Annotated in this window: 28 protein-coding genes and 1 pseudogene; 27 read left to right on the top strand and 2 right to left on the bottom strand. The window is 26.8% G+C overall.

The genetic code is table 11. From position 1 onward, the window contains the following. Positions 1-56: 56 nt before the first annotated feature. The 25 genes from EJJ37_RS15880 (at position 57) to EJJ37_RS15780 (ending at position 20,125) form a co-directional block, all read left to right on the top strand. Positions 57-380, top strand: a complete 324-nt coding sequence (locus EJJ37_RS15880; protein ID WP_243124905.1) for a hypothetical protein — start codon at positions 57-59, stop codon at positions 378-380. A 22-nt stretch (positions 381-402) separates the two neighbouring features. Continuing rightward, positions 403-609, top strand: a complete 207-nt coding sequence (locus tag EJJ37_RS15875) for a hypothetical protein (RefSeq protein ID WP_133016464.1) — start codon at positions 403-405, stop codon at positions 607-609. A 17-nt stretch (positions 610-626) separates the two neighbouring features. Beyond that, on the top strand, positions 627-896 hold the full coding sequence (locus tag EJJ37_RS15870; protein WP_133016463.1) for a hypothetical protein: 270 nt from the start codon (positions 627-629) through the stop codon (positions 894-896). Between the two features lie 149 nt (positions 897-1,045). Next, complete coding sequence (locus EJJ37_RS15865; protein ID WP_133016462.1) at positions 1,046-1,336, top strand: hypothetical protein; 291 nt, start codon at positions 1,046-1,048, stop codon at positions 1,334-1,336. Further along, a complete protein-coding gene (locus EJJ37_RS15860) occupies positions 1,293-1,754 on the top strand; it encodes a hypothetical protein (RefSeq protein ID WP_133016461.1) in 462 nt (153 codons plus the stop codon). Before EJJ37_RS15865 ends, EJJ37_RS15860 begins: the two co-directional genes overlap by 44 nt. 121 nt (positions 1,755-1,875) lie before the next feature. Next, positions 1,876-2,082 carry a DUF4236 domain-containing protein gene (locus EJJ37_RS15855; protein ID WP_133016460.1) on the top strand — a complete coding sequence of 69 codons (207 nt, stop codon included), beginning with the start codon at positions 1,876-1,878 and terminating at the stop codon, positions 2,080-2,082. A 38-nt stretch (positions 2,083-2,120) separates the two neighbouring features. After that, entirely contained in the window at positions 2,121-2,285 is a 165-nt protein-coding gene (locus EJJ37_RS20395; protein WP_166484804.1) for a hypothetical protein, read from the top strand. Positions 2,286-2,360: 75 nt separating this feature from the next. Continuing rightward, positions 2,361-2,969 carry a TcpK family conjugal transfer DNA-binding protein gene (locus tag EJJ37_RS15850; protein ID WP_133016459.1) on the top strand — a complete coding sequence of 203 codons (609 nt, stop codon included), beginning with the start codon at positions 2,361-2,363 and terminating at the stop codon, positions 2,967-2,969. Positions 2,970-3,379: 410 nt separating this feature from the next. After that, on the top strand, positions 3,380-4,159 hold the full coding sequence (locus tag EJJ37_RS15845) for a site-specific integrase (RefSeq protein ID WP_133016458.1): 780 nt from the start codon (positions 3,380-3,382) through the stop codon (positions 4,157-4,159). A 51-nt stretch (positions 4,160-4,210) separates the two neighbouring features. Then, positions 4,211-5,920: a YrzE family protein gene (locus EJJ37_RS15840; RefSeq protein WP_133016457.1), complete on the top strand. Its 1,710-nt coding sequence runs from the start codon at positions 4,211-4,213 to the stop codon at positions 5,918-5,920. 69 nt (positions 5,921-5,989) lie between these two features. After that, positions 5,990-7,003, top strand: coding sequence for a conjugal transfer protein (locus tag EJJ37_RS15835; RefSeq protein WP_133016456.1), 1,014 nt, complete (start codon positions 5,990-5,992; stop codon positions 7,001-7,003). Positions 7,004-7,016: 13 nt separating this feature from the next. After that, complete coding sequence (locus EJJ37_RS15830) at positions 7,017-7,331, top strand: TcpD family membrane protein (protein ID WP_133016455.1); 315 nt, start codon at positions 7,017-7,019, stop codon at positions 7,329-7,331. Between the two features lie 20 nt (positions 7,332-7,351). Beyond that, the gene (locus tag EJJ37_RS15825) at positions 7,352-7,717 is read left to right on the top strand and encodes a TcpE family conjugal transfer membrane protein (RefSeq protein ID WP_133016454.1); all 366 of its coding nucleotides are present in this window, start codon (positions 7,352-7,354) and stop codon (positions 7,715-7,717) included. Between the two features lie 317 nt (positions 7,718-8,034). Further along, the gene (locus tag EJJ37_RS20390; RefSeq protein ID WP_166484803.1) at positions 8,035-8,187 is read left to right on the top strand and encodes a DUF6906 family protein; all 153 of its coding nucleotides are present in this window, start codon (positions 8,035-8,037) and stop codon (positions 8,185-8,187) included. Positions 8,188-8,262: 75 nt separating this feature from the next. Next, positions 8,263-10,788, top strand: a complete 2,526-nt coding sequence (locus EJJ37_RS15820) for an ATP-binding protein (RefSeq protein ID WP_133016453.1) — start codon at positions 8,263-8,265, stop codon at positions 10,786-10,788. Continuing rightward, positions 10,789-11,784, top strand: coding sequence for a glucosaminidase domain-containing protein (locus tag EJJ37_RS15815; protein WP_133016452.1), 996 nt, complete (start codon positions 10,789-10,791; stop codon positions 11,782-11,784). An 18-nt stretch (positions 11,785-11,802) separates the two neighbouring features. Next, positions 11,803-13,950, top strand: coding sequence for a hypothetical protein (locus tag EJJ37_RS15810; RefSeq protein WP_133016451.1), 2,148 nt, complete (start codon positions 11,803-11,805; stop codon positions 13,948-13,950). Positions 13,951-13,954: 4 nt separating this feature from the next. Next, positions 13,955-14,113 (top strand): hypothetical protein, encoded by a 159-nt coding sequence (locus EJJ37_RS20385; RefSeq protein ID WP_166484802.1) that lies wholly within the window; start codon positions 13,955-13,957, stop codon positions 14,111-14,113. A gap of 1,066 nt (positions 14,114-15,179) precedes the next feature. Continuing rightward, on the top strand, positions 15,180-17,072 hold the full coding sequence (locus EJJ37_RS15805; RefSeq protein WP_133016450.1) for a helix-turn-helix domain-containing protein: 1,893 nt from the start codon (positions 15,180-15,182) through the stop codon (positions 17,070-17,072). Between the two features lie 453 nt (positions 17,073-17,525). After that, on the top strand, positions 17,526-17,690 hold the full coding sequence (locus EJJ37_RS20380) for a hypothetical protein (protein WP_166484801.1): 165 nt from the start codon (positions 17,526-17,528) through the stop codon (positions 17,688-17,690). A gap of 14 nt (positions 17,691-17,704) precedes the next feature. Continuing rightward, positions 17,705-18,019 (top strand): hypothetical protein, encoded by a 315-nt coding sequence (locus EJJ37_RS15800; protein WP_133016449.1) that lies wholly within the window; start codon positions 17,705-17,707, stop codon positions 18,017-18,019. Between the two features lie 18 nt (positions 18,020-18,037). Beyond that, a complete protein-coding gene (locus tag EJJ37_RS15795; RefSeq protein ID WP_133016448.1) occupies positions 18,038-18,274 on the top strand; it encodes a hypothetical protein in 237 nt (78 codons plus the stop codon). After that, positions 18,246-19,274: a DUF4417 domain-containing protein gene (locus tag EJJ37_RS15790; RefSeq protein ID WP_133016447.1), complete on the top strand. Its 1,029-nt coding sequence runs from the start codon at positions 18,246-18,248 to the stop codon at positions 19,272-19,274. The genes EJJ37_RS15795 and EJJ37_RS15790 overlap by 29 nt, the downstream gene beginning before the upstream one ends. A gap of 4 nt (positions 19,275-19,278) precedes the next feature. Beyond that, the gene (locus EJJ37_RS15785) at positions 19,279-19,758 is read left to right on the top strand and encodes a DUF5839 family protein (protein WP_133016446.1); all 480 of its coding nucleotides are present in this window, start codon (positions 19,279-19,281) and stop codon (positions 19,756-19,758) included. A gap of 82 nt (positions 19,759-19,840) precedes the next feature. Then, entirely contained in the window at positions 19,841-20,125 is a 285-nt protein-coding gene (locus EJJ37_RS15780) for an HU family DNA-binding protein (RefSeq protein ID WP_133016445.1), read from the top strand. 115 nt (positions 20,126-20,240) lie between these two features. Here the strand turns inward: EJJ37_RS15780 and EJJ37_RS20375 are convergent, their stop codons facing one another. Further along, positions 20,241-20,399: a hypothetical protein gene (locus EJJ37_RS20375; protein WP_166484800.1), complete on the bottom strand. Its 159-nt coding sequence runs from the start codon at positions 20,397-20,399 to the stop codon at positions 20,241-20,243. 216 nt (positions 20,400-20,615) lie between these two features. Between EJJ37_RS20375 and EJJ37_RS15775 the strand changes: the two genes are divergently transcribed. Together EJJ37_RS15775 and EJJ37_RS15770 are read left to right on the top strand one after the other, a co-directional pair. Further along, the gene (locus EJJ37_RS15775; RefSeq protein ID WP_133016444.1) at positions 20,616-22,046 is read left to right on the top strand and encodes an amidoligase family protein; all 1,431 of its coding nucleotides are present in this window, start codon (positions 20,616-20,618) and stop codon (positions 22,044-22,046) included. Between the two features lie 206 nt (positions 22,047-22,252). Continuing rightward, the gene (locus tag EJJ37_RS15770) at positions 22,253-22,684 is read left to right on the top strand and encodes a hypothetical protein (protein WP_133016443.1); all 432 of its coding nucleotides are present in this window, start codon (positions 22,253-22,255) and stop codon (positions 22,682-22,684) included. A 372-nt stretch (positions 22,685-23,056) separates the two neighbouring features. Here the strand turns inward: EJJ37_RS15770 and EJJ37_RS15765 are convergent. Next, positions 23,057-24,166 (bottom strand): annotated as a pseudogene (locus EJJ37_RS15765) (IS4 family transposase); the annotation flags it as partial. Positions 24,167-24,296 lie beyond the last annotated feature (130 nt).

Here is a 24,296-nt window from a genome sequence, read left to right as displayed (position 1 = left end):
ATTAGAAGGTACTTTTAATGAGTACCTTCTAAAGTTTTAGGAGGAATTTTTTTTTGATGGAGTTTTGTTTTGAGATACTTGCACCATTTATGCTGGTATTGTTATTTATTATTTTTGTTGTTGCAAGTGTATATTTAATTTGGTTGATTATTAGCATGATGAAAGAAAAGATTAATAAGGGGAAATATGATGTGCTTGAAGAAGTAGAAGAGATATATGATGAATATAAAGTTCAGAGAGTAATTATAGTTTTAGGTGATGAAACAATAGAAATTGAAGTTGATAATTATGATATTGATGATAATATTGTTGAAATAAAAAGTATAGATGGAAGAGTTTTAATAACTGATACTAAAAATGTTTTATTGATGAGTGAGTAAATTATGAAATGAGATTGAAGTTATGAGTAAAGAAAAAGATAAATGTATTATATTAGATCCTAAAAATAAAATAGCAATTAAAAAAGTAAGATGTATGGATAGAAAAATTAGAAGATTTATATCCATAGATAAAAAAGTAAAATGTTTAGAATGTGATAGCAAAATAAATGTTAGTTTAATGAGTGAAAAGTTAAAAGGTCATTTATGTAAATATAGAGGTTTTAGGTAAGAGAGGGTTGAATTTATATGAGAGTAAAGAATAAAAAAAGATACATAGAATGGAAAAAGAAAAATGAAGATGAATATGGTAAAGAAGTTTTTGAATTTGCAGAAAGATGGGCAGATCTAATGGAAATTGTAAGAGTTGCAGGAAGAAAAATTGAGAATGTATATGAAGAACTTTCAGATATAGCTAATATAAATGGAATAACTGGAATTAGGTATTATGTAGTACTTAAAACTCTTGTTGAAAATTGGGAATATGGAGATGAATTAAAAGCAGCAATAATGAAATAAAAGGACAGAGAATGGGAGAAGTTTGAGATATGGGAATAGTATTAATAAGTTTTAGTATATTTATAGCATTTGCTACATGGAGTTGTGTGGTAGTTGGAGCAAGATCAGAAAGAGAATATATAGAAAAATAAATTAAAGAGGACGATAATATGATTTGGTTTGTAATTATATTATTTTTTATCAGTATAGTTATGGCTATAAAGATAGGAATACATAGTAAAAAGTGGAGTTTCTTAATTATAATGAGTATTATGATAGCGATTTATATATATCATTATGCGATATGGCCTGATGAGTTTAAAAAAATTCTTGCTGTAATAGCAATACCATTTTTGATACTTATAAATTTAGTATTATTTTTTGGAATATTAGAAATTAAAGAAAGAGAGAGAGAAGATGATACCAAAAAGAACATTAAGAGAAATGATAGAATTATTTGATGAGTATAAAAAAGATTTACCAGAGTATAATGAACTACTTAGAAAACAAGTTGCAGGTTTGGAACATAGATATACTATAGAGTTAGAAAAGTTACTAAATGATTTCAAAGCGTATTATAGTAATATTACAGGTAGAAGAACAACAAAATCTATCATTGTAAATAAAGCTATAGAAAGAATTAGCGTAGAAGAAATAATAAAAGAAATAGAAGTTAAAGAAGTGAAATTAAAGAATGAAATTAGAGATAGTATAAAGATATCATTAATTAACTGTAAGAAGATTTTACAAGTTCAAGATAAGAACGAAATAAGTAGAAATAATTTAATTAATTTCTTAACTTTAAAATATTTTAAAGAAAACTCTTTTGAGGAAATTTTAAAAGAAATTGATAGTGAAAATAATAAAAATGAGCAATAAAAAAACAGCGATACTTGAAAAAAGTAATAGCTGTTTTTTGCTTTTTTTTATGGAAATTGAAAAATTGTCAATGCTTTTTTATTTTATCATAAAAGTATTGAATAGAAAAGAGGTGAAAAAGATGGGGTTTTCATGGAGAAAATCAATAAAGTTAGGAAAAAATCTTAGACTAAATCTATCAAGTGGAAGTGGTTTAGGCTTAAGTTTTGGAGTTAAAAATGCAAGAGCTTCAGTAAATAAAAATGGAGTAAGATTAAGTGGTGGAAAAGGCGGTTTGCGTTTGACAAAACATTTTAGTTTTAAGAAGATTTTTAAATTTTTCAAATAAGAAATTATAAAAAAATAAATTAGAAAGTAGGGAATAAAATGGCTGCAATTTCAAAGAAAATAGTTGAGAAAATTTTAAAAGAAAAGGGAATAAAATATAGCGAGTGGTTAGCAGAAAAACATCTCGAAGTTGTAAATGAAAATGAAGAAATTATAAATGAAAAATTTGATAAAGCTGATAAATATGATGAGCTAAATAGGTAGAAAATTTATATTGCTTTTATGAAGAAGTTTATTATAAATTTATATAAAATAAGTTTATAAATTGTAGGTGAAAGCATGAGAAAAAACTTTGAAGATTTAGTTAAAAGTTATATAAAGATTTCAGAAAAAATTATCGAGAATGAATTAGGAATTACATCTGTAGATAATGAACTTTTAGTATATTTTGATAAAGAAGAATTACATTACTTATTGCAAGAGAACAATGAAGAAAGTGTTTCAGAGCAGATGAAGTTTTGGAAAGCAATGGGCTTTTTAGAAGTAGATAAAAAAGAAAAAAGATATGCTAAAAAAGTTAAAATAAAAAATAGTTGGGTGAGAAAATTTGTTGTGAATTTAAAACCGTATTTTACATTCCAAGAGATCATTAATAATAATGATGAAGAAACAATATTTAAACTATATTTAGAGCATGAAACTTTAGTAAAATTATTTCCTCAAAAGGCTCAAGAAAAAGTAATAGTTAGAGGAGATAAACTATATCTAGATAATGATTATTTCAGAGGAGTATTATCTCAAAAAGAGTTTCTTTCTGTTGAAGAAAAATTAAGATATATGAAAAATTTAGGGTTACTCGAAACGGATAATGATTATGAAAGATTTACAAAAACTGTATTAGTCAATGGGAAAGCTCAAAAGAAAATTATGTTAAAAAACATATGGTAATAATACTGGTAATAGCACTGGTAATAGCACTGGTAATAATACTGGTAATAAAAAATAAGTGTATAATAGAAATATTACCAGTAATAAAATACAGTATTTATAAAGATTTATAAGTATTTTATTCCCATATACCTAATGGGGTATATATTTATATATATAAATATATACCATAGGAATAATATAAATGAATGAACGAAGGGGAAATGCAATGATCCTGAAGTGAATGAATGTTATTATGAACTATGGGATACATGTTATATATAAATATATGCCCCACTAAATTGAGAGCGAAGCTATCAATTTAGGAACAAGATGTTATGGAGAGATAACATCTTGTATTTTGAATTAATTTTAGGTGGTGGTTTTTTATTTTAACAAGAGCAGAACTCGAAGAAATTATTGTTGAAAAAATGATTATTAACGGATATAGAAAGCGAAGTATTGATGAGTATAAAAATTCATTTAATAGGATGTATAGTTGTCTATTAAAAGACTATGATGAAATAAATAAAGAGTCTATTTCTAAATACTTAAAAAGTATAAAAAATAAAACTGAAGTATCTAGAGCTGTTAATGCTATAAGAATTTTAGAAAATACTGAAAGTAAATTTAATTGTTTTTCTGATTTAGAATTAAAAGAAATTATTTCAAATAAAAGTGATAATAAAGCAAAGTCATATGAACCATATACTTTAGATACTGCAAAAAGAAAAATAAATACAATTAGAGATAAAAAATATAAATTAGCTTATAGATTAATGATTGTTTCAGGAGCTAGAGTTTTTGAGGTAGCAGATTTAAAAAAAGAAGATATTATTTTTAATGATAATAAAACTATAACTTTAAAAATTAAAGATGGGAAAGGTGGAAAAAGTGCAACTATAAATTGCTTAAAAGATGATTATTTATTTAAAGAGCTTAAATGTTTTTTAGAGAATAAATTAGATGAGGAAAATATTTTTTATTCTAAAATAGCAATGCAGAAAAAAGCTCAGAAATTAAATTTTAAATGTCATGATTTAAGAAGAGCTTATTCTAAATTAGTTCAAAAAGAAATAAAAGAAGAAGTAACTGACTTTTTAGAAAGTGAGAAAGATGTAATAGTAAAAGATGAAATTAAAAAAGCTATGAGACATTCCAAGTTTGAGACTTCAGAAAGTTATTTATATAGTAAAAGAATTGAAGTTTAATGATTGCTTCAGTTCTTTTTTTATTTTGAATTTTTGAAAGTTGGTGATGAGATGCAACAATGGGAAAAAGATGTTAATGAATCAATAGAAAATGGACTAAATTCATTAGGTAATTTTATAAAAAAGTTTTTTATTGGAGCTTTTTTTGGCACTAAGAAATTAAGAGAAAAAAAGTTTTTAATAGGATTTTTATTGTTTTTAGTAGTTTCAATTTTATCTTTAGTATTCAAAGAAAAATTTAATGATATTCCTAATAAAATATATAGATATATGTTTTATTGGGGATGCTTATTTAGCCCTGTAATTTATTTGTATTTTATTTCGGGAAGTAGGGGTAATGAGAATATATCTAATGATTTAAAATTAGCAGGAATTATTGGTATGGATGGGAAAGTACCAGTTCTATTAAATAAGCAGAATGATAGTAAAGGATATGAAATTTATACTTTTAAAGGGATTGTTAACTTTTCTATATGGAAAAAGAAAATAGAAGATTTAGAAACTGTTATGAACATTACTATAAAAGAGATAAAGCAAGGGAAGAGTAAGAAGATAGTTATTATAAAAGCTGTTCCAGGTACAATTTCCATGCCAGGAGATGATGGTATTTCACTTTTATGGAGGGATGATTATATAAAAGAGAAAGATGGTGTGGTTTCTTTAGGGAGAAATGAACTTGAAGAAATAACAGCGGATTTTAATAAAGACCCTCATTTTATAGCTGCAGGGGCTACAGGTTCAGGAAAATCAGTTATTATAAGATGTATTCTATGGCAGTTCATAGCCAAAGGTCATAAGGTTATTTTAGTTGATTTTAAAGGTGCATTGGAGTTCGGTGAAGCTTATCAAAGATATGGGGATACCATATCTGATAAAAAAAGTTTAGCCAAACAGTTAGATATTCTATTAAAAGAAAATGAATTAAGACAAGCTGAACTCGGAAGAGTTGGAGCTAAAAATATAAATGATTATAACAAGAAAAGCGATAAGAGAATGTATAGGGTACTTCTTATTATTGATGAGTTAGGTGAAGTTTTAGATAAATCAGGATTAAGTGATGAAGAAAAAGAGTTAACTCAAAAAATAGAGGGTGCTCTATCAAGTTTTGCAAGAGTAAGTAGAGCAACTGGTATTCATATGTTATTTGGAATACAAAGACCTGATGCTAAGATAATAACAGGTCAAATTAAGACTAACGTAACTGGGAGAATATGTGGAAGAGTATCAGATGGGCCAGCTTCGGAAATTGTATTAAATAGTACTGCAGCTGCACAACTTCCTAAGATTGGTGGAAGAATGATATATCAAAATGGTGGTGATATGGAAGTCTTTCAAGGGTATTTCTTTCAAGATGATAGAGATGTTAAGAGATTAAAAGTTCCAGGAGATAGATTACTTGTTGGTGGAGATATTGGGCGTGATGATGGAGCTGAATTAATAACGGGTAAATCTACTGTAAAGCAGGAGAAAAGAAAGAATAACAAAAAGAAAAATATAATTAAAGATATAATTGAAAAATTAAAATCTTTAATTTTCTTCAAAAAGAAGTGGAAAGAAAAAAAGATGATAGAAATGGGAGCAGATCCTGATCTTTTAGATTTAGACACTTTATATGATGCTAAGAAAAATATTCAGTATGGCGAAAATACTCCTTTTGGGCGAGTAATAGTAAATAAAGATAATTCAAAAGAAAGTCGAGAAGAGATTTTTGAAAATATAGACAAATCTAAAGAGAACAAAACAGAAGAGTATACTTTATAAAAGTAAACTAAAGATGTTTCTTAGGGACATCTTTTTTATATAGATAAATTAAAGAAATGGAGTGATAAAATGAAGTTTTTAAAGAAAAAAGAATTGCAATCATCCGAAAAAAAGTCTAATGAAAAAGCTATTATTGATAAGAAGATAAATAATAGCAAAGTAAATAAGTTAATTAGTTTTAATGGGATGAAAGTTCTAAGAGGAGTAGTTTGGACGCTGATAGTTATATTAATTATCAGAGGTGGAGCTACTTTGTTTAGAGGTGATCAAGCTGAAGCTATAGCAAAGCAAAATGAAGAATTCTTGGAGAAGTTAAGTGAAAGTTCAGGATTAGAAGTAAAGTTATTTTCTTTTGCAGAAGAATTTACGAGAGAATTTTTTACTAGATATCCAAGCAATACTGAAGATTTTAAAAAGAGAATATTAAAATTTACAACAGAGCAACTAGCAAATGATATGAATAATTCAAGTTATTCAGAAATTATTAATGCTAGTGCTTTTTCTTTTGAAAAATATTCTGAAAATCAATATGATGTTTCGGTATGTGCAAAGATAAAGCAATATGTTCTTAAAGATGGTCAAGAAAGTGTACTACAAGAAAATAAAGAGTATGATACTGCTTTAGTAAGGGAATATATAAAAGTTCCTATTTATGTTGATGATAATGGTCAAATGTTAGTTGAGGATATTCCAGCAATAATTGCAGATCCTGAAAAAGCTGAGATTAAATCAACGGAGTATAGAGGCGAAGAAGTGACTAATCCTGAAGAAGCTAAAAAAATAAATGAGATGATTACTGAATTTTTCAAAGCGTATTATTCAGGAGAACAAACTCAACTAGATTATTTCTTAGAAAATAGAGAAGCTATAAAAGTTGAAACTGGAAGATATGAATTTGAAAAAGTTGATTCAACTAATATTTATACTTTAGGAAATGATGAATATTTAGTTACTGTAAATCTAAAAATAAAAGCCTTTAATAATGAGTTAGTTCAAAGATTTAATATAAAATTAGTTAAAAATGGCGATAAATTCTTAGTTAAAGAGTTAAATACAAGAGTTAAAAATTTAAATGTAGATTAGGAGATGGAAAAAAATGAAGAATATTATAAAAAAACAAATAAAGAAAATTGAAATTGCAATACTTACAATGTCTTTACTTATTTCACAAGCTATACCAGCATTTGCAGCTATTGATGGTAACACAATTCAAAGAAACCTAATAAATAATGTTGTATTACCATTATATACAGTGCTATTTGTTTTTATTTTAGTTAAAGAATTTAATAAAAAGAATATGGCAGCTCTATTACTAACGGCTGTAATAGGTGGAATTATAGGTATTTTTATATATAATCCTGATGCAATTAAAGGAGTAATAGATTTCATGTCTTCTTTAATAGGGATATAAGATTGTAAAGTGGTGATTTTATGAATGAAGATAAAACAATTGTATTGAGAAGTTATAGTAATTTAAAAAATCTAAAGACTAAAATTTATAAGATAGGAAACATTCCAGTTTTAATACCAATAGAGATTGAAGCTATGGGAATGTTCACTATCTTATTTTTTATAGTAACAATATTAGATAATATAATAAAACTTAATATAAATCCAATATATAAATATATTGCAATTCCAATAGGATTAACAATGTTATTAAAAACGGCGAAGATAGATGGAAAAGCACCACATATATATTTACTTAGATTATTGCAATTTCAAATCATAAGAACTAAAACTATTGAAAGATTTGAAATAAGGGAAATGGATAAAGAAATTGTTTTTTATGATTAGGTTTCAATAAATAGTTAAAGAAATGTTTTATAACATCAGGAGAAAACAAAGATTTAGAAGAAAAAATACAAATTCAAATATGGGTAGAATTAATATCTTTAGTATGTGATATAGAAACTAACAAAAGAAATGAAATTTTTGAAGATATGGATATTAATTTATTAAAGAACTATTTTAGGAATCATAAAAAGATAGTTAGATAGCTTTTTATGAGTTTTAAATAAAAAGCTATGAGTTTGAGAGTTAACAGTTATGTTAAGTCTTATTTTTTTAGTAAAATATAAGAGAAAAAACATATAAGATTGGAGAGTGGGTAGATGAAAGGAAAAAATCCAACAAGAGAGCAAAAGAAAATAATGCAAGGAAGTAAGTTAAATCCATATGAGTGGTTAGTATTAAAAAATCCTCCAACGGAGTTGCATATTCAACATAGAGAAAGTAAAGAAATAAAGGTAATTTATTTAAATTAGAATGCTAAAGAAAAGGCTGCAGAGATGTCTGCAGTCTTTTTATATTGAAAAAATTAAAGTGAAAGGACTGATTTTGTGTTTAAATTTCCAATTGAATTTATAAAAGAGAATATTATTTTTACCAAAAACAAATGTTATGCAGGATTTAAACTTGGTGGTTTTGAGTATAATTCAAAAAATACTACGGAAAAGAAAGCTATTTTAGATACATTAAAGGATTTAATAAAAGAAATCTACGGTGAAGCACAAATACTTTTAGTTCCAAGACGAATATCTTGTGAAAAAGCATTATTACCAATGAAAGATAAAGTTAAAGCTGATGATCCATTAAGAGGTATCTCTGACTTGTTGACATCGGAAACTATAGATGTATTAAAAGAAAGAGAGAAAGACCTATATATTTTCAATAAAGAATTAGAGGAAGAAGAGCTTATAAATGGTAGCATTGAAGTAAGATATGATAATTATATATTTATTTCCCTTTCTGAGGCTTTACAAGGCGATTTTATTACTATAGGGGGAGAATTAGTCGAATCTTTAGTAAAAGACCCTATACAGGCTATAAATAAGTTTTTAGGCGTATCGGATAAATATATATCTGAATCTAGATTTAAAGAGTTAAAAAAGAAATCTTATGAATTTTTAGAGTTACAAAAAAATTATATAGAGATTAGAGCACTTTCTAAAAAAGAAATAGAGCATTTAATAACTAGAATTACTAAGCGTGGTCATGAATCAGCAGATATATCTGATAGTTTAAATGTGAGAAACGTTGTAGTAGAAGAGTGTGATGAAGAAGTTATTATCCCAAGAAGAGATGCTTATAAAAATAGAGTGAAAGGTGCTATTAAGCAGGGCATCAGATGTTTAAAAATTGAACATGAAGACTTTATAAGTTATCAAAGTTTTTTAAACATAGTTGATATGCCTAATTTAATCTTTCCAGGAAGTGAATTTATAAAAAATATCCAGGATAATTATATTGGAGCTGAGATATGTATTCACATTAAAAAGTATTCAACTGAAGAAAGTAAAAGAAAGTTAAATACAACGGAAAGAAAGATAGCATCTCAAATAAATGAAGCAATTGAAGGTGGACATGAAGTTGAGGAAGATGTCATTGAGGGGAAACTAGCTGTTGAGGAGTTCAAGAGAGATGTTAGAGCAGATCAACACTTAGTGGAATCAAGTATAAGTATATGTTTTTCAGGAACTGATGAGATTTTAGTAAAAACACAAGCTAAGAGCTTAATAACTGATTTTAAGAAAATGAGCTTTAATATTGTAAATCCATTAACAGATCAATATAAATCATTTTTAGAGTTTATTCCAGGGGCAGGACCTTTTAATAGAGATTATGTAGATTTAATACCAATGACAACTCTTGCAGGTGGAATATTTGGTGCAGATGATAAAATCGGTGATGAGATAGGAAAATACATAGGATATACATCAAGTGGAAAGAAAGTTTATTTTTATTTAGGACGAGCTCCACAAGAGAATAAAGCACCAGTTGTATTTACAGCAGGTAATCCTGGATATGGGAAGTCATTTGCTATGAATTTACTTGTTATGTTACATGTTATTTCAGGAAGTTCAGCATTGATTTTTGACCCCAAAAAAGAGAGAGGGCATTGGAAAGAGGCTTTTAAGTTTATGGAAGACTTAATAACTATAGTTACTCTTGTGGTTGGTGAAGAAGATAAGGGAAAACTTGACCCGTTCAATATTTATAGGAATGATATTGATGCAGCAGCAGAATTAGCCTTAACTGTAATTTGTGAGTTAGTTGGTATAACTTCAAATGAAGAGCGTTATATTGCCTTAAAAGAAGTTTTAGGGGAAATGAGAAATGTTGAAAATCCATCTATGAAAAGATTAATAGAGCTTTTAGAAATAAAGAGTGAGAATGATAAAGATGAATATATAAGACGTGACTCAATGAAGCTTGCAAGAGCATTAAAGAGTATGAATAAAGATGGTCTTTCAATGCTTATATTTGGTGATGGAACTGAAGATTCAATAAAACTAGACAATAGATTAAATATTCTTCAAATAGATAATTTAACAATGCCTGATGCGAATACTAAAAAAGAAGAATATAGTGAAGATGAGAAAATGTCAATGTGTTTAATGACAGTAATGTCTTCATTTACAAAGAAATTTGCGATGAAGAAAAGAGAGACTTTTGATTTAATTCTATTCGATGAAGCATGGTTTTTAAAAGGTACTATTGAAGGGCGAAAGTTATATGATTTCTTAACAAGACAAAGTAGATCCTTGAATGTTGGTTGTATATTCAACGGGCATTCAGTATTAGATATTCCATCAGAAGAAATTAAAAATACAATAAACTATAATTTCTTTTTCCATACTGATAATGAAGATGAAGCAAGAAGAATGCTTAAAGTGTTAAAGTTAGAAGAGACAAAAGAGAATTTAAAAATGATATTAACTCTAGAAAATGGTGAAGCTGTATTTAGAGATTTAGATGGTAGAATTGCTAAAATAAAATTTGATGCTATTTTCGATATATTCATAGATGCCTTTGATACTACTCCTAAAGATACATTGAAGTTGAAGTCAAAGGAAGAAAATTAGATGAAAAAGATATTAATAGGAAGTGGGATAATAAGTTTTTTATTTCCACTTCTTTTTATTTTCTTAATTATTGGAGGACAAAATAATTATGATACTATATCCGAAAATACAGCGTTAAATGATGAGCAGATGGCTTTTGTATCAGCAATTTTACCAGGAGCAATGCAGGGGCTAGAAAATGGCTTATATCCATCAATAACAATAGCACAAGCTATTCATGAAAGTGGATGGGGAAAATCGAGCTTAGCAGCTAAATATAATAATTTATTTGGTGTTAAAGCTAGTTCAAGTTGGACTGGAAAAGTAGTAGAGTTACCGACTCAAGAAGAAGTTGATGGTGGAATTATAACCATAACGGCGAAATGGAGAGTATACGATAGTTGGAATCATAGCATATTAGATAGAATACAATTTCTACTTGAAAATTCAACCTATAGAAATAATGGTGTTTTTGAAGCTAAGAATTATATAGAGCAAGCCGAAGCTCTTCAAAGAGCTGGTTATGCTACAGATAGTTCTTATGCAGTGAAATTAATACAAACTATACAAACATATTCTTTATATATTTATGATTTAATGCCAGGAACGGGAAATGAAATTATAGAGAAAGCTATATCAACGGGGATGAGTATAGTCGGAAGATCACCATATGTGTTTGGTGGTGGAAGAACTGAAGCAGATATTGCAGCATTAAGATTTGATTGTAGTAGTTTCGTACATTGGTGTTATTCAAATGCAGGAATAAACTTAGGTGACTATAGGTCAGTCACAACTTGGAGTTTATTAAATATGGGAACGCCAGTGAGTTTTGAAGAAATAAAGCGAGGCGATTTAATATTCTTCGATACATACGCTACAGATGGGCATATAGGTATATGGCTCGGCGACAATAAGTTTTTACATGATGGAACTTCAACAGGAGTAACTGTATCAGAGTTAACTGGTTATTACAAAGAAAAATTTAACGGAAAAGTTAGACGAATAATAAATGAGTAAGAGAAAGTCGGTGATAAAGTGAAAGAGAAGATAGTAAATGGGCTTATAAAAATTAAAGAAAATATAAATTATAAAAAGATATTTAAAATAATGTTTTTATTAACTTGTATTTTCTTATTTTTCAATGCATTAGAGCATATAACTTATGCTGATGGTTTACTTGATTATGGGGGAGATACAAATCCATTCAATGAAGTAAAAAGTGGATGGGGACAATTCATCCAGGATCAATATAGAGCTAATTATAAGTTAGATACAGAGAATTTAGGGACTTTTGATATTTTAGATAAAGCTATAAATGGATTAGCTAATATGGTTTTCTATGTACAAGTATTATTGTCATGGCTTGGAGTAAGTATATTTAATTTGTGCTTCGAAGCTAATATAACAAATGCTTTTTCAGATATATTAACAAGTGTGAGTACTGCATTACATAATGGAGTATTTAATAAATTTTATATGATTATGTTCATGGTATCGTTAATAAGTATAGTAATATATTTTGCAAAGAGAAATTATGCTGCAGTATTTAGTCATATTTTAGTTGTAGCCTTAATAGTTAGCTTGTCAGTAGTAATTAAAAGTGATAATGCAAGAATATTTATTGTTGAAACTACGGGTTTTTCGAGAGAAATAGGTGAAAGTTTAGTAAATGCAATGGTTGGTACTTCAAATGGTGAAGATGGTGAAAGTGAACAAAAAGATGTTAATACAAAAGATATTGTAGGAAGTTTGTGGAGTAATTTAGTTCATAAGCCTTGGATGATATTAGAGTTTGATGGGAAATATGATGTTAATAATGAAAGTAATAACTCAGATGGAATGATTGCATCGAAGAAAATATTAAGTGAACGTGAGAATTCGGATGAAAGAGAAAAAGTATTTGAAGAGCTTGGAATAAAGAATATTTCTTATACAAGCAGACTTTCATCAGCAGTAATATTATTTGCAATAACACTTGTAAAGCTAATGATATTAATAGCAATAAGTGTTGTACAAGTATTTATGCAGATTATAGGTATATCGATAATACTTATAGCACCATTCATTTTACTTATGACTATAGTACCATTCTTTGGTGGCTTAAATCTTTTAAAGTGGCTTGGTGAGAAGTATTTAGGTATTCAGGTAACGATAGTATTATTAAGTTTTATTATTGGTGTGTTGTTACTTATTGATTCGGTAACATTAACATTCTTTATGAATCTAGGAGCTAGCTTCCCAATAGCTTTGATGATACAAGCTGTATGTTGGATAATGGTTATTGTATTTAGAAAGCAATTAATAGCTAACTTCAATAGACTACAAAGAAGAGTAAATGGAAGTATTGGTGCAGGAAGAGTGTTATCAAAGACATTAGATAAAGAAACTGAATTAGCAAGTAAAGCTAAAGATAAAGTTATAGATGCAGCAGATAAAACAACAGCACCTGCAAGAAAATATATAAAAGATACAACGGTAAATATGAAAGAAGCTGCAGAAAGTAAGATTAAATATGCAGGAAAGTATGCAGCAGGAAATGTTGGAATAAAAGCAGCTAAATTTGCAAGTAGCACAATAGATAAGGTAGCATCTAAATTCAATAAAAAAGATACTGATGTTAATTTAGATGAAGATAGTAAAGTTGAGGATACAACTAAAAATGATCAAGTATATAAAGCAAAAGTTATTGATTTAGATAAAATGAGAGAAGCCAGAATGCAAAGTGAGAATAATAACATTAAAGATACTATTCAGGAAAAGAAAAAAGATGATGAAGAAGTTATAAATATATCTGCAGATAAAAATAAAAAAGATATGAACAAGAAAAATACTATTGAAACAAATAGAAAAGATAATATAAGTTATAAAGTAGATGAAGCAAAAGAAAAGCAAGAAACTATAGATTTATCTAAAGAAAGAGTAAAAGTTGAAGAGAATAAAGCAAAAGAAGTTAATAGATTAGAAAAAGAAAAGAAAGATAAGTCTATTAATAGAGAAAAGTTAAATAAATCAATTGATGAAGGAAATAAACTAAAGGAAAATAAAAATAAGAACAAGCCTATAGATAGAGTTGAAGTATTAAAAACTAAATTAGGTGTAAGTGATAAACAAATAAAAACAAAAGAGAGAAATCTAAATAGAGAACTTAAAAAAATAACTAATGGAAGTAAGAAAGGAAGATAAAAAAATGAAAAAATTAAAAAGAAAATTAATAGCATTAATAATTATTGTTGCTCTAATGATTATATTTGCAGGTAGCCTTACTAAAGATCTAAATAGAATGAATAATAACTTAAATCAACAAAATAGTATAGAAAAAAACATAGAATTAGATAATAAGAATTAATATAATATTAATAGTATAAAATGTGAATGTTATGATATAATACAATATGTAGGATATTTAGTAGATTATGACTCTTGAAAAACATAACAAAAAGATCTCTCAATAGTAATTCATTGAGAGATTTTTTTGCATTATTATATATTAAAATAGTGCTTTTTGTTAAAAGTTATAAAATTTGAAAAGTAGAATTTTATATAATATAATGAATGAAAAAAAGAGCTACAGCTAAAAGCTGTAACTCTTTTTTTGAAGCTTTACAGTAAAAGAGTTATCAAAATTGATACTTTTTCCAATTTGTAGATTTTTACAAAATCAAAATGAAATATATATAATTCTTAATTATATTTTAAAATAGAATATAGATTTTAGCAAGTGTAATTTTGTATAAAATAGGATATGTTAATTTAGTAATATTTAGACAACAAAAAGAGAGCAGTCAATTATTTAAAGTCCGCTCTCTTTTTTATGAAATTTAGTTTAAATTGATTGTGTTTAAAAATATTATATAATAGACTAAATTTTTTTGCAAAGTATTGTCAAAAAAATAAAATGAAGTAAAATTAACTTAAAGATAAAGAATGTACGTTCTTGAAAATTATTAAGAAATAATTAAATATACAGGTTAGTTTTTAGTGGAATTTTATACAAAAAAACTAGCAATAAAAAAATTTACTGCTAGTTTTTCTCATTATATTGTAATGTACTCCAAATTATAATATAATGTAAAAAAAAGAAGATTTAAAGATCTTCATAAAAAATTTCCAAAAGGTGAAATTAAATGTCGCCAAACATTTAATTTCATTTAACTGAACTGGTAATGAAGGTACCAAGAAGCAGCGATTTTGGAACTTGTTTTTCTTAATATTATGAGATGATTTTAACATAATATTAAAGAATAGGCAACATTTAAATTATGGCATTTTAGTATAAATGTCAAGTGAAATTTTCTTAAACTTCCTAAAAAGGAACATAAAAAGAAGGAAAATTGATTAAATGTGTCATGAAAGGAAAAATTAAGTTTTAAATATACGACTCTTAGGTATTGGTTACCTGGGGGTCTTTTTTGTTGAAAAAATTATTTTACAAAGGAAAGGTAGGTGAGAAACTAATGAAAAGTGGAAATTTTATAGAGCAAATGTTTATTTATAAAAAATTAAGAGAGTTTGATAATACAATTCAAAATTATGGTGGAATTCATGAAGTAGTACGTGGAGAATTCTCACAAAATAGAGCTGAAAAGAAGTATGAATCTCATATAGAAAAAATATTAGCTTGGCCGATAAAAAATAGATGGAATAAAGAATTAAGTCATTTTTCATTACAAAGTTTCTGCACTTACTTAAATAAACAAGGAAGAGTTATAAGAAGCGAAGAGATTGATGATAGATATTATCCTTTTGTTTTAGAATTTGAAAGTAATAATTCAAAAGAGCAACCAGATGTTGCTTGTGAAGCTGCTATGTATATACAACATTTAATGAGAGAATACAATGTTGATGAAAAAGATATTGTAATAGTAATAACGCCATCAAAATCAATATATGTATGGGTTAATCCTAAGGTTTTTGGATTAACAATGGGTAAAAATGTACATAGAGTATATACAGAAATGTATAAGAAATTCAAAGAAGAGTTAGGCTTAAAATATGTAGATGAAAGCGTAGTTAATTCAAGTTATAGATTAATAAAGACACCAGGAAGTTATTATAAAGGTGGCTATGTTAACTATATAACTCTTGAGGAACTTCTACAATTAATGACTGGACAAAAAACAAGAAAACAATTAACTAAGCATCAAAGAGACATAAGAAAATTATGTTTACCAGGAGTACAATCATTAAAGTTAAGCAAATTGTATAAAAAAGCTGATAAAAAAGTAAAAAATTCAATGAAAAAGGCTGAAGTTAAAGCGGTTAAAACATTGAATTTACCAGGAAACAAAGAGATTACAAGAGAGTGTGTCAAAACTTTAATAGATATGACACTGATAGGTAAAGGTAATAGAAATAACTTTTTAGTAACTATAATATTAGGTTTAGCTGAATCAGGATATAGCAAAGATGAAATTATAGAAGTATTAAAAAGAAAAGCTGCAGAGTGGAATCATGATGAAAATTTAAGAGCTGTAGTAAATAAATATTATTCATTAGAGAGAAATGGAACTAAATTCTCTTGCGATAAAGTAAAAATGTTATTTGAAGAAGAAGGGATACCTTCTAGTTGTGATGCTTGTAAAATGGTAATAAGTAGTTCAATTTACGTTTCAAGAAAAGTAATTGAAAGTATTTATGACAACAAGGGGTCAGTGCGTCATTTTAAGGCATATTTAGAATTAGAAAAAGAGCATTTATTAGGTAAATTCTTTAGTTTAGAAGATGTTAATATAAACATAAGAACATTAAATGAATTAGAGAAATTAACTAATGGAAAGTTAGAAAAGAATGAGGAAGGATTATATAAATTAACGGTAAAGAGAGGGAAAGCTATATACAGATTACCAGCAGATTATATAGATAATGCAGTAGATATATTAAATCAAAAGCTAGGTAAAGTATTAATGTTAATAGTTAAATCATATGCAAATAATAAATATGGAGCATTTGTAAAGATAAGCATAATTAAAATGGCAGAATATTTAGGGTTTAAGAATGAAAGAAGTGTATATACATTCTTAAAAGAGTTAGAGGATTTAGGATTTATAACAAAAAATAATAATGGAATAACAGTATATTACAAGAGTAGAAAAGTTATAAATTTAGAAGAAGAAAGAGAAGCAAGAAAAGAACAAGTACAAATAAATAAAGAGTTAAAAGTAGTAAATGGAACACAAATAAAATTTAATTTTGAAAAAATAGAAGCTAGTACAAATATACAAGAAATAAATTTTGAAAATAATAAAATTAACAGAATAGAAGATATAAGAGAAAGGAGAGGATCACCACCAAGACCGCCGAATTGAAAAGAGGATGTAACAAAATACAAGTAGAATAAAGTTAATAAAGAATAATTTGTACAAGCAGTATATTAAGCCATATAAGAAGAGTTTTATATTAGATGTAGTTTAGTATTAAGTACACTATAAAAACGCTTTAAAAGGCAAATAAACAAGATATTTTTAAGAGAGAAAAAAGTAAACAAAACTAATTACCAAAATAAGTAATTTACATGAATTCATGAATAATTTCCAAAATTAAAAGTGCTTTAAAGCATTGAAAACAGTAGGTTTAATAGGAATTTAAAATTTAGCCATCTAAATATAATAATCTTTATAGGGGAACCCGAAGGGGTCCTCTCAGAAATCTAGGGAAAAAGGGGATGTATTTAAATTTTATATATACTTGAATTTTGGATTAGTATATATGGTTCATTTACGAGGATATCTTATAAGAGAGTTATTAGGAGTGTGAGATTTATGAAGAAGAAGTTTAAAGAAATTTTAGAGAAAGAACCTGTAAAGAAGAAGACTAGGGCTAAAGGTTTCTATTTTGGCAATTCAAAAGTATTGCATAGTAAGATAGATGAAGAAGAGAAGTTACATTCTGAATTAGCAAAGAGATTTAAAACTGAGAATAAATAGAGGAGGATTTTGAGATGGATAACTTAAATGAATTAATTTATGATTTTTTAAATAAATCTAAAGCAGATATATATGAAAAAGATATTATGATTAATAGGATTTGCAAATATTTTTCTATAACAGAAAGAGTAGCTATTGAAGGATATGATAATTGGAGAAAAGCTTATATGAAAACTAAAGGATTAGTTATTTATCAAGGAAGTGAAAGTTATACAGAAGTCTATTTAGATAAAATTAAAAAGTATAGGGAAGAGAATAGAAGTATAAGTGAAATAGCTAAATTATTATCTATTTATGAATCTACAGTTTTTAAGATTTTGAATGAATAATTAAAAGAGGTGATTTCTATGGGTTTAAATAATGTTAAATGTGATGATTTAGTTGTAGTTGAGTTTGTAAAAGAAGCTAGAATTTTGAAGAGACAGTTTCAACTTATGAAAAATAATATAGATCAAATAGAGATTGAAGATTTAATGAAAATATTGAGTATTACTGAAATGTTAGAGAAAGAAATTAAAGAATTGAAGAACGAAAGTGAGGTGGCTCTATCTAAAGATGGCTGGAAAGTACATAAATATTTGTAATATACGAGATTGTAATAAATGCAATAAGAAATTAGATGGATCATGTAGTGGGTGCTCTTTCTGTGATGTTGCTTTTTGTAAATGTGGTAAAGAAACTTTAAACCGATGTTTAGTTAGATGTCCCAAGAAGTTGGGTGTGTTTAAATCTATTGAAAGCGTAAAAGTTACACATAAGCTAGAGAGTAATGAGTATTATAATTTACCGAGCTATATTCCTATTATGCCTGATAAAGTTAAAAGTGAGTATCATTTTGCTAAAGTAAATAATATCGTTGGAATACATGGAGAATTTTTATTATCTGCAGATGGAAAAGATATATCATCAGCAGATAAAATACGTGGTTATAAAAATGCTTTAAATTTGCCTGAAGATGTTAATGGCGTTTTAGAGTTTTATATTAAAGATAGGGCTTTAGAGGGGTTTTGGGAAAATAGAAAAGATTTGTACAAGCAGTTAAAAAAGCAAAAGTTCAAAGCAATAATAACTCCAAACTTTTCGGTTTATGAAGATGCTCCAAGATCAGAGCATTTGTATAATATTCAACGTGCTAAGAAAGTTTACAATGAAATGAGAAATGAGAAGCTACCAGCAATACTCGATATTATTTGGGCAACAAACGAAGATTTAGAGTTTTGGATTAATGAAATTAATAAAAGTGATATAAAAACTATTGCTTTTAGTTTCATGAATGTTGATACAAGATTAAAAGCCAGTAATGCATGGAGACATTATTTGCTTGGATATAAAATTTTAATTTCAAGAATTTCTCCAAACATAGAAATTATAATTGCAGGTATTTCTTCAATTAAAAGATTTGTAGAAATTAAAAAAATTAGTGGTAATAGAAAAATATCTATAATTCAGCAAGCTGCTTGGGTTAATAGCAGGAATGGATTTTCGGTTAAAGATAAAAAACAATTAGATAGATCAATAAGTAAAGATAGAATTTTTCAAATGAATTTAGATTATTATAGTGATGAATATAGTAAAGGAGAATAATGATATGCAGTATTTACAAGGGTTTATTATTTGGAATTATAAAGCAGGAAGAAAAAAAGGAGTAAGTCGTACGAATTTTAATAAACGCTATGCTTGGTTTATTCCTGATTCTTTACAAAATAAAATTAAAAGCGGAGATATAGTCCTTGCTAGAGTAGAAACATACTCAAAGGAAAAACAAAAGAATATAAAAAGAGCTGTTCCAGTTTTAGTATCTAGTGTTTATGAAAGTAGTAAGAATGAAAGAAGAGAATGTATCTTAAAAATTTTGGAAAAAAAGAATAGTGTTACAATTGAGAGTATTGAAAAATTATTAGATAAAGCTGTAAAAGAGGAAGTTGTAATTAAATCGGCAGCTTGGTATAAGTATGATAATAAAGTATTAGGACAAGGAAAAATTAAAACAGTGAATTATCTAATGGAAAATAATGATTTGTATCAAAAAATAGTACAAGAAGTACAAAATAAGAGAGATAATAATTAATATATATTTTTCAGAGTTGACAGAGATATATAAATAAAGTAAAAATATAGTGAGAAACTAGCAAAGAAAGGAAATAAGAATTATGAATAAACAAGAATTAATTACAGCAATGGCAGAAAAGACAAATTTAAATAAAACAAATTCAGAAAAAGCACTTAATGCATTTATTGAAACTGTACAAGAAGCATTAGAAAGTGGAGAAAAAATTCAATTAATAGGATTTGGTACATTTGAAACTAAAGAAAGAGCTGCAAGAGTTGGTGTAAATCCTAGAACAAAAGAAAAAATAGAAATTCCAGCAACTAAAGTACCAGCATTTAAACCAGGAAAAGATTTTAAAGAAAAAATAAATAATGCATTAAAATAATAAAATATGCTATAATATAAATAAGAAAAGCACCGTACTGCTAATACGATGCTAGTCCTAGAACGTTTTTCTTTGGGCTATTGATAGTAAATATGGATTTACAGAGAAAACAGCATTAATCTTGTTGGGATGGATGCTGTTTTTCTTTGCTATTAATCTTAATATTAAGACCTAAAAGTTTTAAATTAATTTCTAAAGTAAAATCTTTATTATGTTTCAATATCAAGTTGATAAGAACTATAAAAATAGATCCTATCAAAATAATTTCTAGCATATCAATACCACCACCTTTTTAGCTTTAGTAATTAATAAATTACTATCAATAGCCAAAAGGCGGAGAACGTACAACCGCCACGCCATCCATCGTGGCTTATAAAACAATATAATTATAACATAAAATGAATATAAAAGCAGATTAGTTTATACTAGTCTGCTTTTTTGTATCCATTTTTAGAAAAATAAACAATATACAAAGGAGAAAATAGTTAAGATGCCAAAGAGAAGAAGTAGTACAATATCAACGGAAGCAAATTCAGGAAGTGGAGCAATTGGAGCTTCAGGATCAGGAATGAGTCCAGGAATAATTAATGATTTAGCAAGTAGAATTAATAGTAGATTAAGTGAAACAATAGTTGTAACTGGAGATTCAAGATCTAGAGGAAGAAATGAAGAAATTAGAGTAAGTTATGATGAAGAAGATGAAATATATATAGTTGACTCAGCAAGTAATCAAAGATATTTTGTTAGTGGAGATAGGCAGTCTTGTACTTGTCCTGACTTTCAAAGTAGAAATCGTGTCTGTAGACATATGAATGCTGTAAATAATGCTATTGGAGTAGTAGAAGAAGAAATAAGAAATATGGAAGCAAATGAAGTAGTGGCAGCTAGAATACAACAAGATATTAGAGATGAAATAGAAAGAAACCAAGAAGGTCCATCACAAGATGATGGATTTTTTTATTGTGAAAATTTAGATGAATTCGATAGAACATATGAAAGTATAAATGATAATTTAATTAATTATGAGTATGAAAATGTATTAAATGGAAATACAAGCACTTTTGGAGTTGAGTTGGAGTTTGTTGGTGGAAATGCAGATGCAATAGCAAGAGAGCTATATGAATTAGGTATAACTGTAGCACCATATAGATTAAATTATCATGCTAGAGTTAGTGATAATACAAAATGGAAACTAGAAAGAGATGGATCAGTTTCATCAGGAAGTCAAGGTGGAGAATTGGTTTCACCAGTATTAAAAGATACTCCTGAAACATGGAGACAAATAGAAGTGATATGTGAAGTAGCCAAAAGACATGGTGCAAAAGTAAATCAATCTTGTGGTGGACATGTTCATATTGGTATGAAAAAGCTTGATACTGCTCGTCAAAGATGGAGAAGATTTTTCAAAATGGTAGAAAATTATGAAGAATGTCTTTATAAGGCTGCAGGAGGCGATTTAGGACGTATACGAAGTAATGCTTCAAGTTATGCAACTAGCTTTAGAGAAAGGGCCTCTGAGGCTAATAGAATGGCATTTAGAATGGATAGTGATGAAGATATAAGAATTATGGCACAAAGAGTTAGTGAGATGAATAGATATTACGGAATAAATCTAAAAAATATAGCAACAGATAGAGCTCCAACCGTTGAATTTAGATATTTTAATGGCTCACTTAATCCAAAGCAAATCCAAGCAAATATAAAATTAGCTGCAGGAATAATAAATGCATCTGAAAAATCACGTTGGAGAGATACTGATGATGAAAATTATAAGAAAAGAGGACAAATATTAAAAAATGCTAATACATCTGCAGGAACTAGAACTAAAGAAAAAATGATTGAGTTATTGGATATAGCTTTTTCGAGAAAAAAAGATAAAGATATTATATTAAATGTTTTGAAAAAGAATGAGTGGAGATAAAAAATATAGAAATAACAAAAAGAAAAGTTAATATACTAAAATCACAAAGTAGTATACTAAATAAAAATAATATATATGAAGTATATTATAAAAAATAGTATATAAAATGTGATATTTAGTATATTAAAAGTTTTTGATGAAAAAATACAGGGAAATATATATAATCGATGTAAGATAAGTTAATTAGAAAGAGAAGTGAAGATATTATGGTAACAAGTAATAATGATTGGGTAAGAGAAATAAAGGGTTTAGAAGAAGCTACAAGAAAGTATGTAATAGAGTTTGAAGGAAAGATTTATGAGGCTGACAATGAGCAAGATATTATTCATGTAATAGATGCACCATATATAGATAGTGATGATAGATATGTACAAATGCTTATGAGAATAGATTTAGCAAGAGCATTATCAATGTATGTAATAATGGTAAATCTAAATGTAGAAGTGTGGAATGGTAATGAAAGAGTAAGAGAAAATTATGCTGTAGATAAAGATGATCCTGATTATGAAGAAGATTATGAAGAAGCTGATGTAATTATTAATGTTGAAAATGAAGTAACTATGTTTTCAGGAATTAATAAAATAGGATACGCCAAAATATATGAAAGAGATGGATTTGGAAAATATAAATTAGTTTAAAATATAAATAATTTTATATTAAATATTTAGTTTTTCGTTCATAAATTAAATATTTAATACAAACAAGAGTTATAATAAAATTTATTCACAAATTAAATTGTGAAAGGGTTATATAGATGAAAGAGATTCAAAAATAAAAAGCTGAAAATAAAAAGCTATTAGAAAAATATCAGTATTAGGGGTCTCGCCCATGGCCGTCAACCTAAGAACACATAAAATATTATAAATGAATAAAATGATTTATTTTGATGTATTTAAGTTAAACTGCAAGATTAAATTATGTAAAATCATAAAACTTGTATTTTTAGACAAGATAAAAAATCCTATAAATTTTTAATAGTAAATTTGTAGGTTATTGAATCAATATTATTGTTAAATTGCAAATTTAGCTACTTCAAAATAGTTTATTTTTATTAGTTTTAATATATCAAGAGCTGTTTTTTTATGATTTTTCCTAGATTTTATTCCAAGTCGTCTAAAATTACTCAATATGCTTTTTAAAATTCTACTAATGTAAAATTCTCCTTTGAAAATCTCAAAAGAGAGCTTAGAGAAGTATTGAGTTAAATTTCCGAAAGCTTTAAGCTCACTAATTTCTTTCTTATCTTCTTTTAAAATAATAGATTTAGAAGTGAAAACTATATTAGATGATAGTAGTAAAGCTATTAGTCTCCCATATAAAAAGCACATAAATCGTTCTAATTTAACTTTTTTAACTTGATTAATTTTAAATATAGACTTCCATACTTTAAATATTATTTCTATTTGCCATCTTAATGAATATAATTCATGTACTTGATTCGCTGCAATAATATCACTAGGTACATTAGTAATATAGGCATTTACGCTATTAAAATCTAATCTCCTTTGACTTAATGTTAATCTTTTCTTTCTTATACCTTCAATATGGTTAAATACTCTTTTTTCTTTGTTTTCTTTTGTTAATTTTGTTATAATTAATCTGCTTTGAAAATCTTTTTTAGAGCCAATATAGATATCATTAAGTTCAATTGTTTCGCCAGGTGCTAACGGCTCTACTAGCTTAATGATATCTATTTTTATATACTCACTAGACTTTTTTATAGTTCCAACCTTATATTTTTCAGGATTTGGATTTTTTATATATAATGAAGTATTACTTTTTACTTTTGAGATAAAAGACGCCCCACTTTTATCAATTCTTTTCAAATAATCAATTTTAAAATATCCTAAATCAGCTAATTTCAAGTCCTTATTATTTTTATATTTTTTCATTGTTTTTAAATACTCAACATCAGTTTTTATACCTGAAAATATATCGACATTCATAAATGAACCGGTTAATAAATCATATTGTAATTGTACTTTTATCGATGATGGAGAACCAGATCCTCCGGGACCCGGAAACTTCTTTTTAAATTCTTTAGGTAGAATAAAACTTGTAGAATCATTTATTATTACTCTATCAAAATATGTTCTTAAAGTATGTTCTAAGTTAGTTAATATGTAAGCGTAAAAAATTAAGTGCCTAGATAGCATAGCATCCCATTGATAAAATTAAGTTAAATGATTATTAGTGGGAGGAAAACTATGTATAGAAAATTAGATAATGCTATTTGGGAAGAATATATCA

Source organism: Clostridium cuniculi, assembly GCF_004353185.1.
Lineage (GTDB): Bacteria > Bacillota > Clostridia > Clostridiales > Clostridiaceae > Clostridium > Clostridium cuniculi.
Note: the sequence above shows the minus strand (reverse complement) of the source record. Positions and strands in the feature narration are given on the sequence as shown.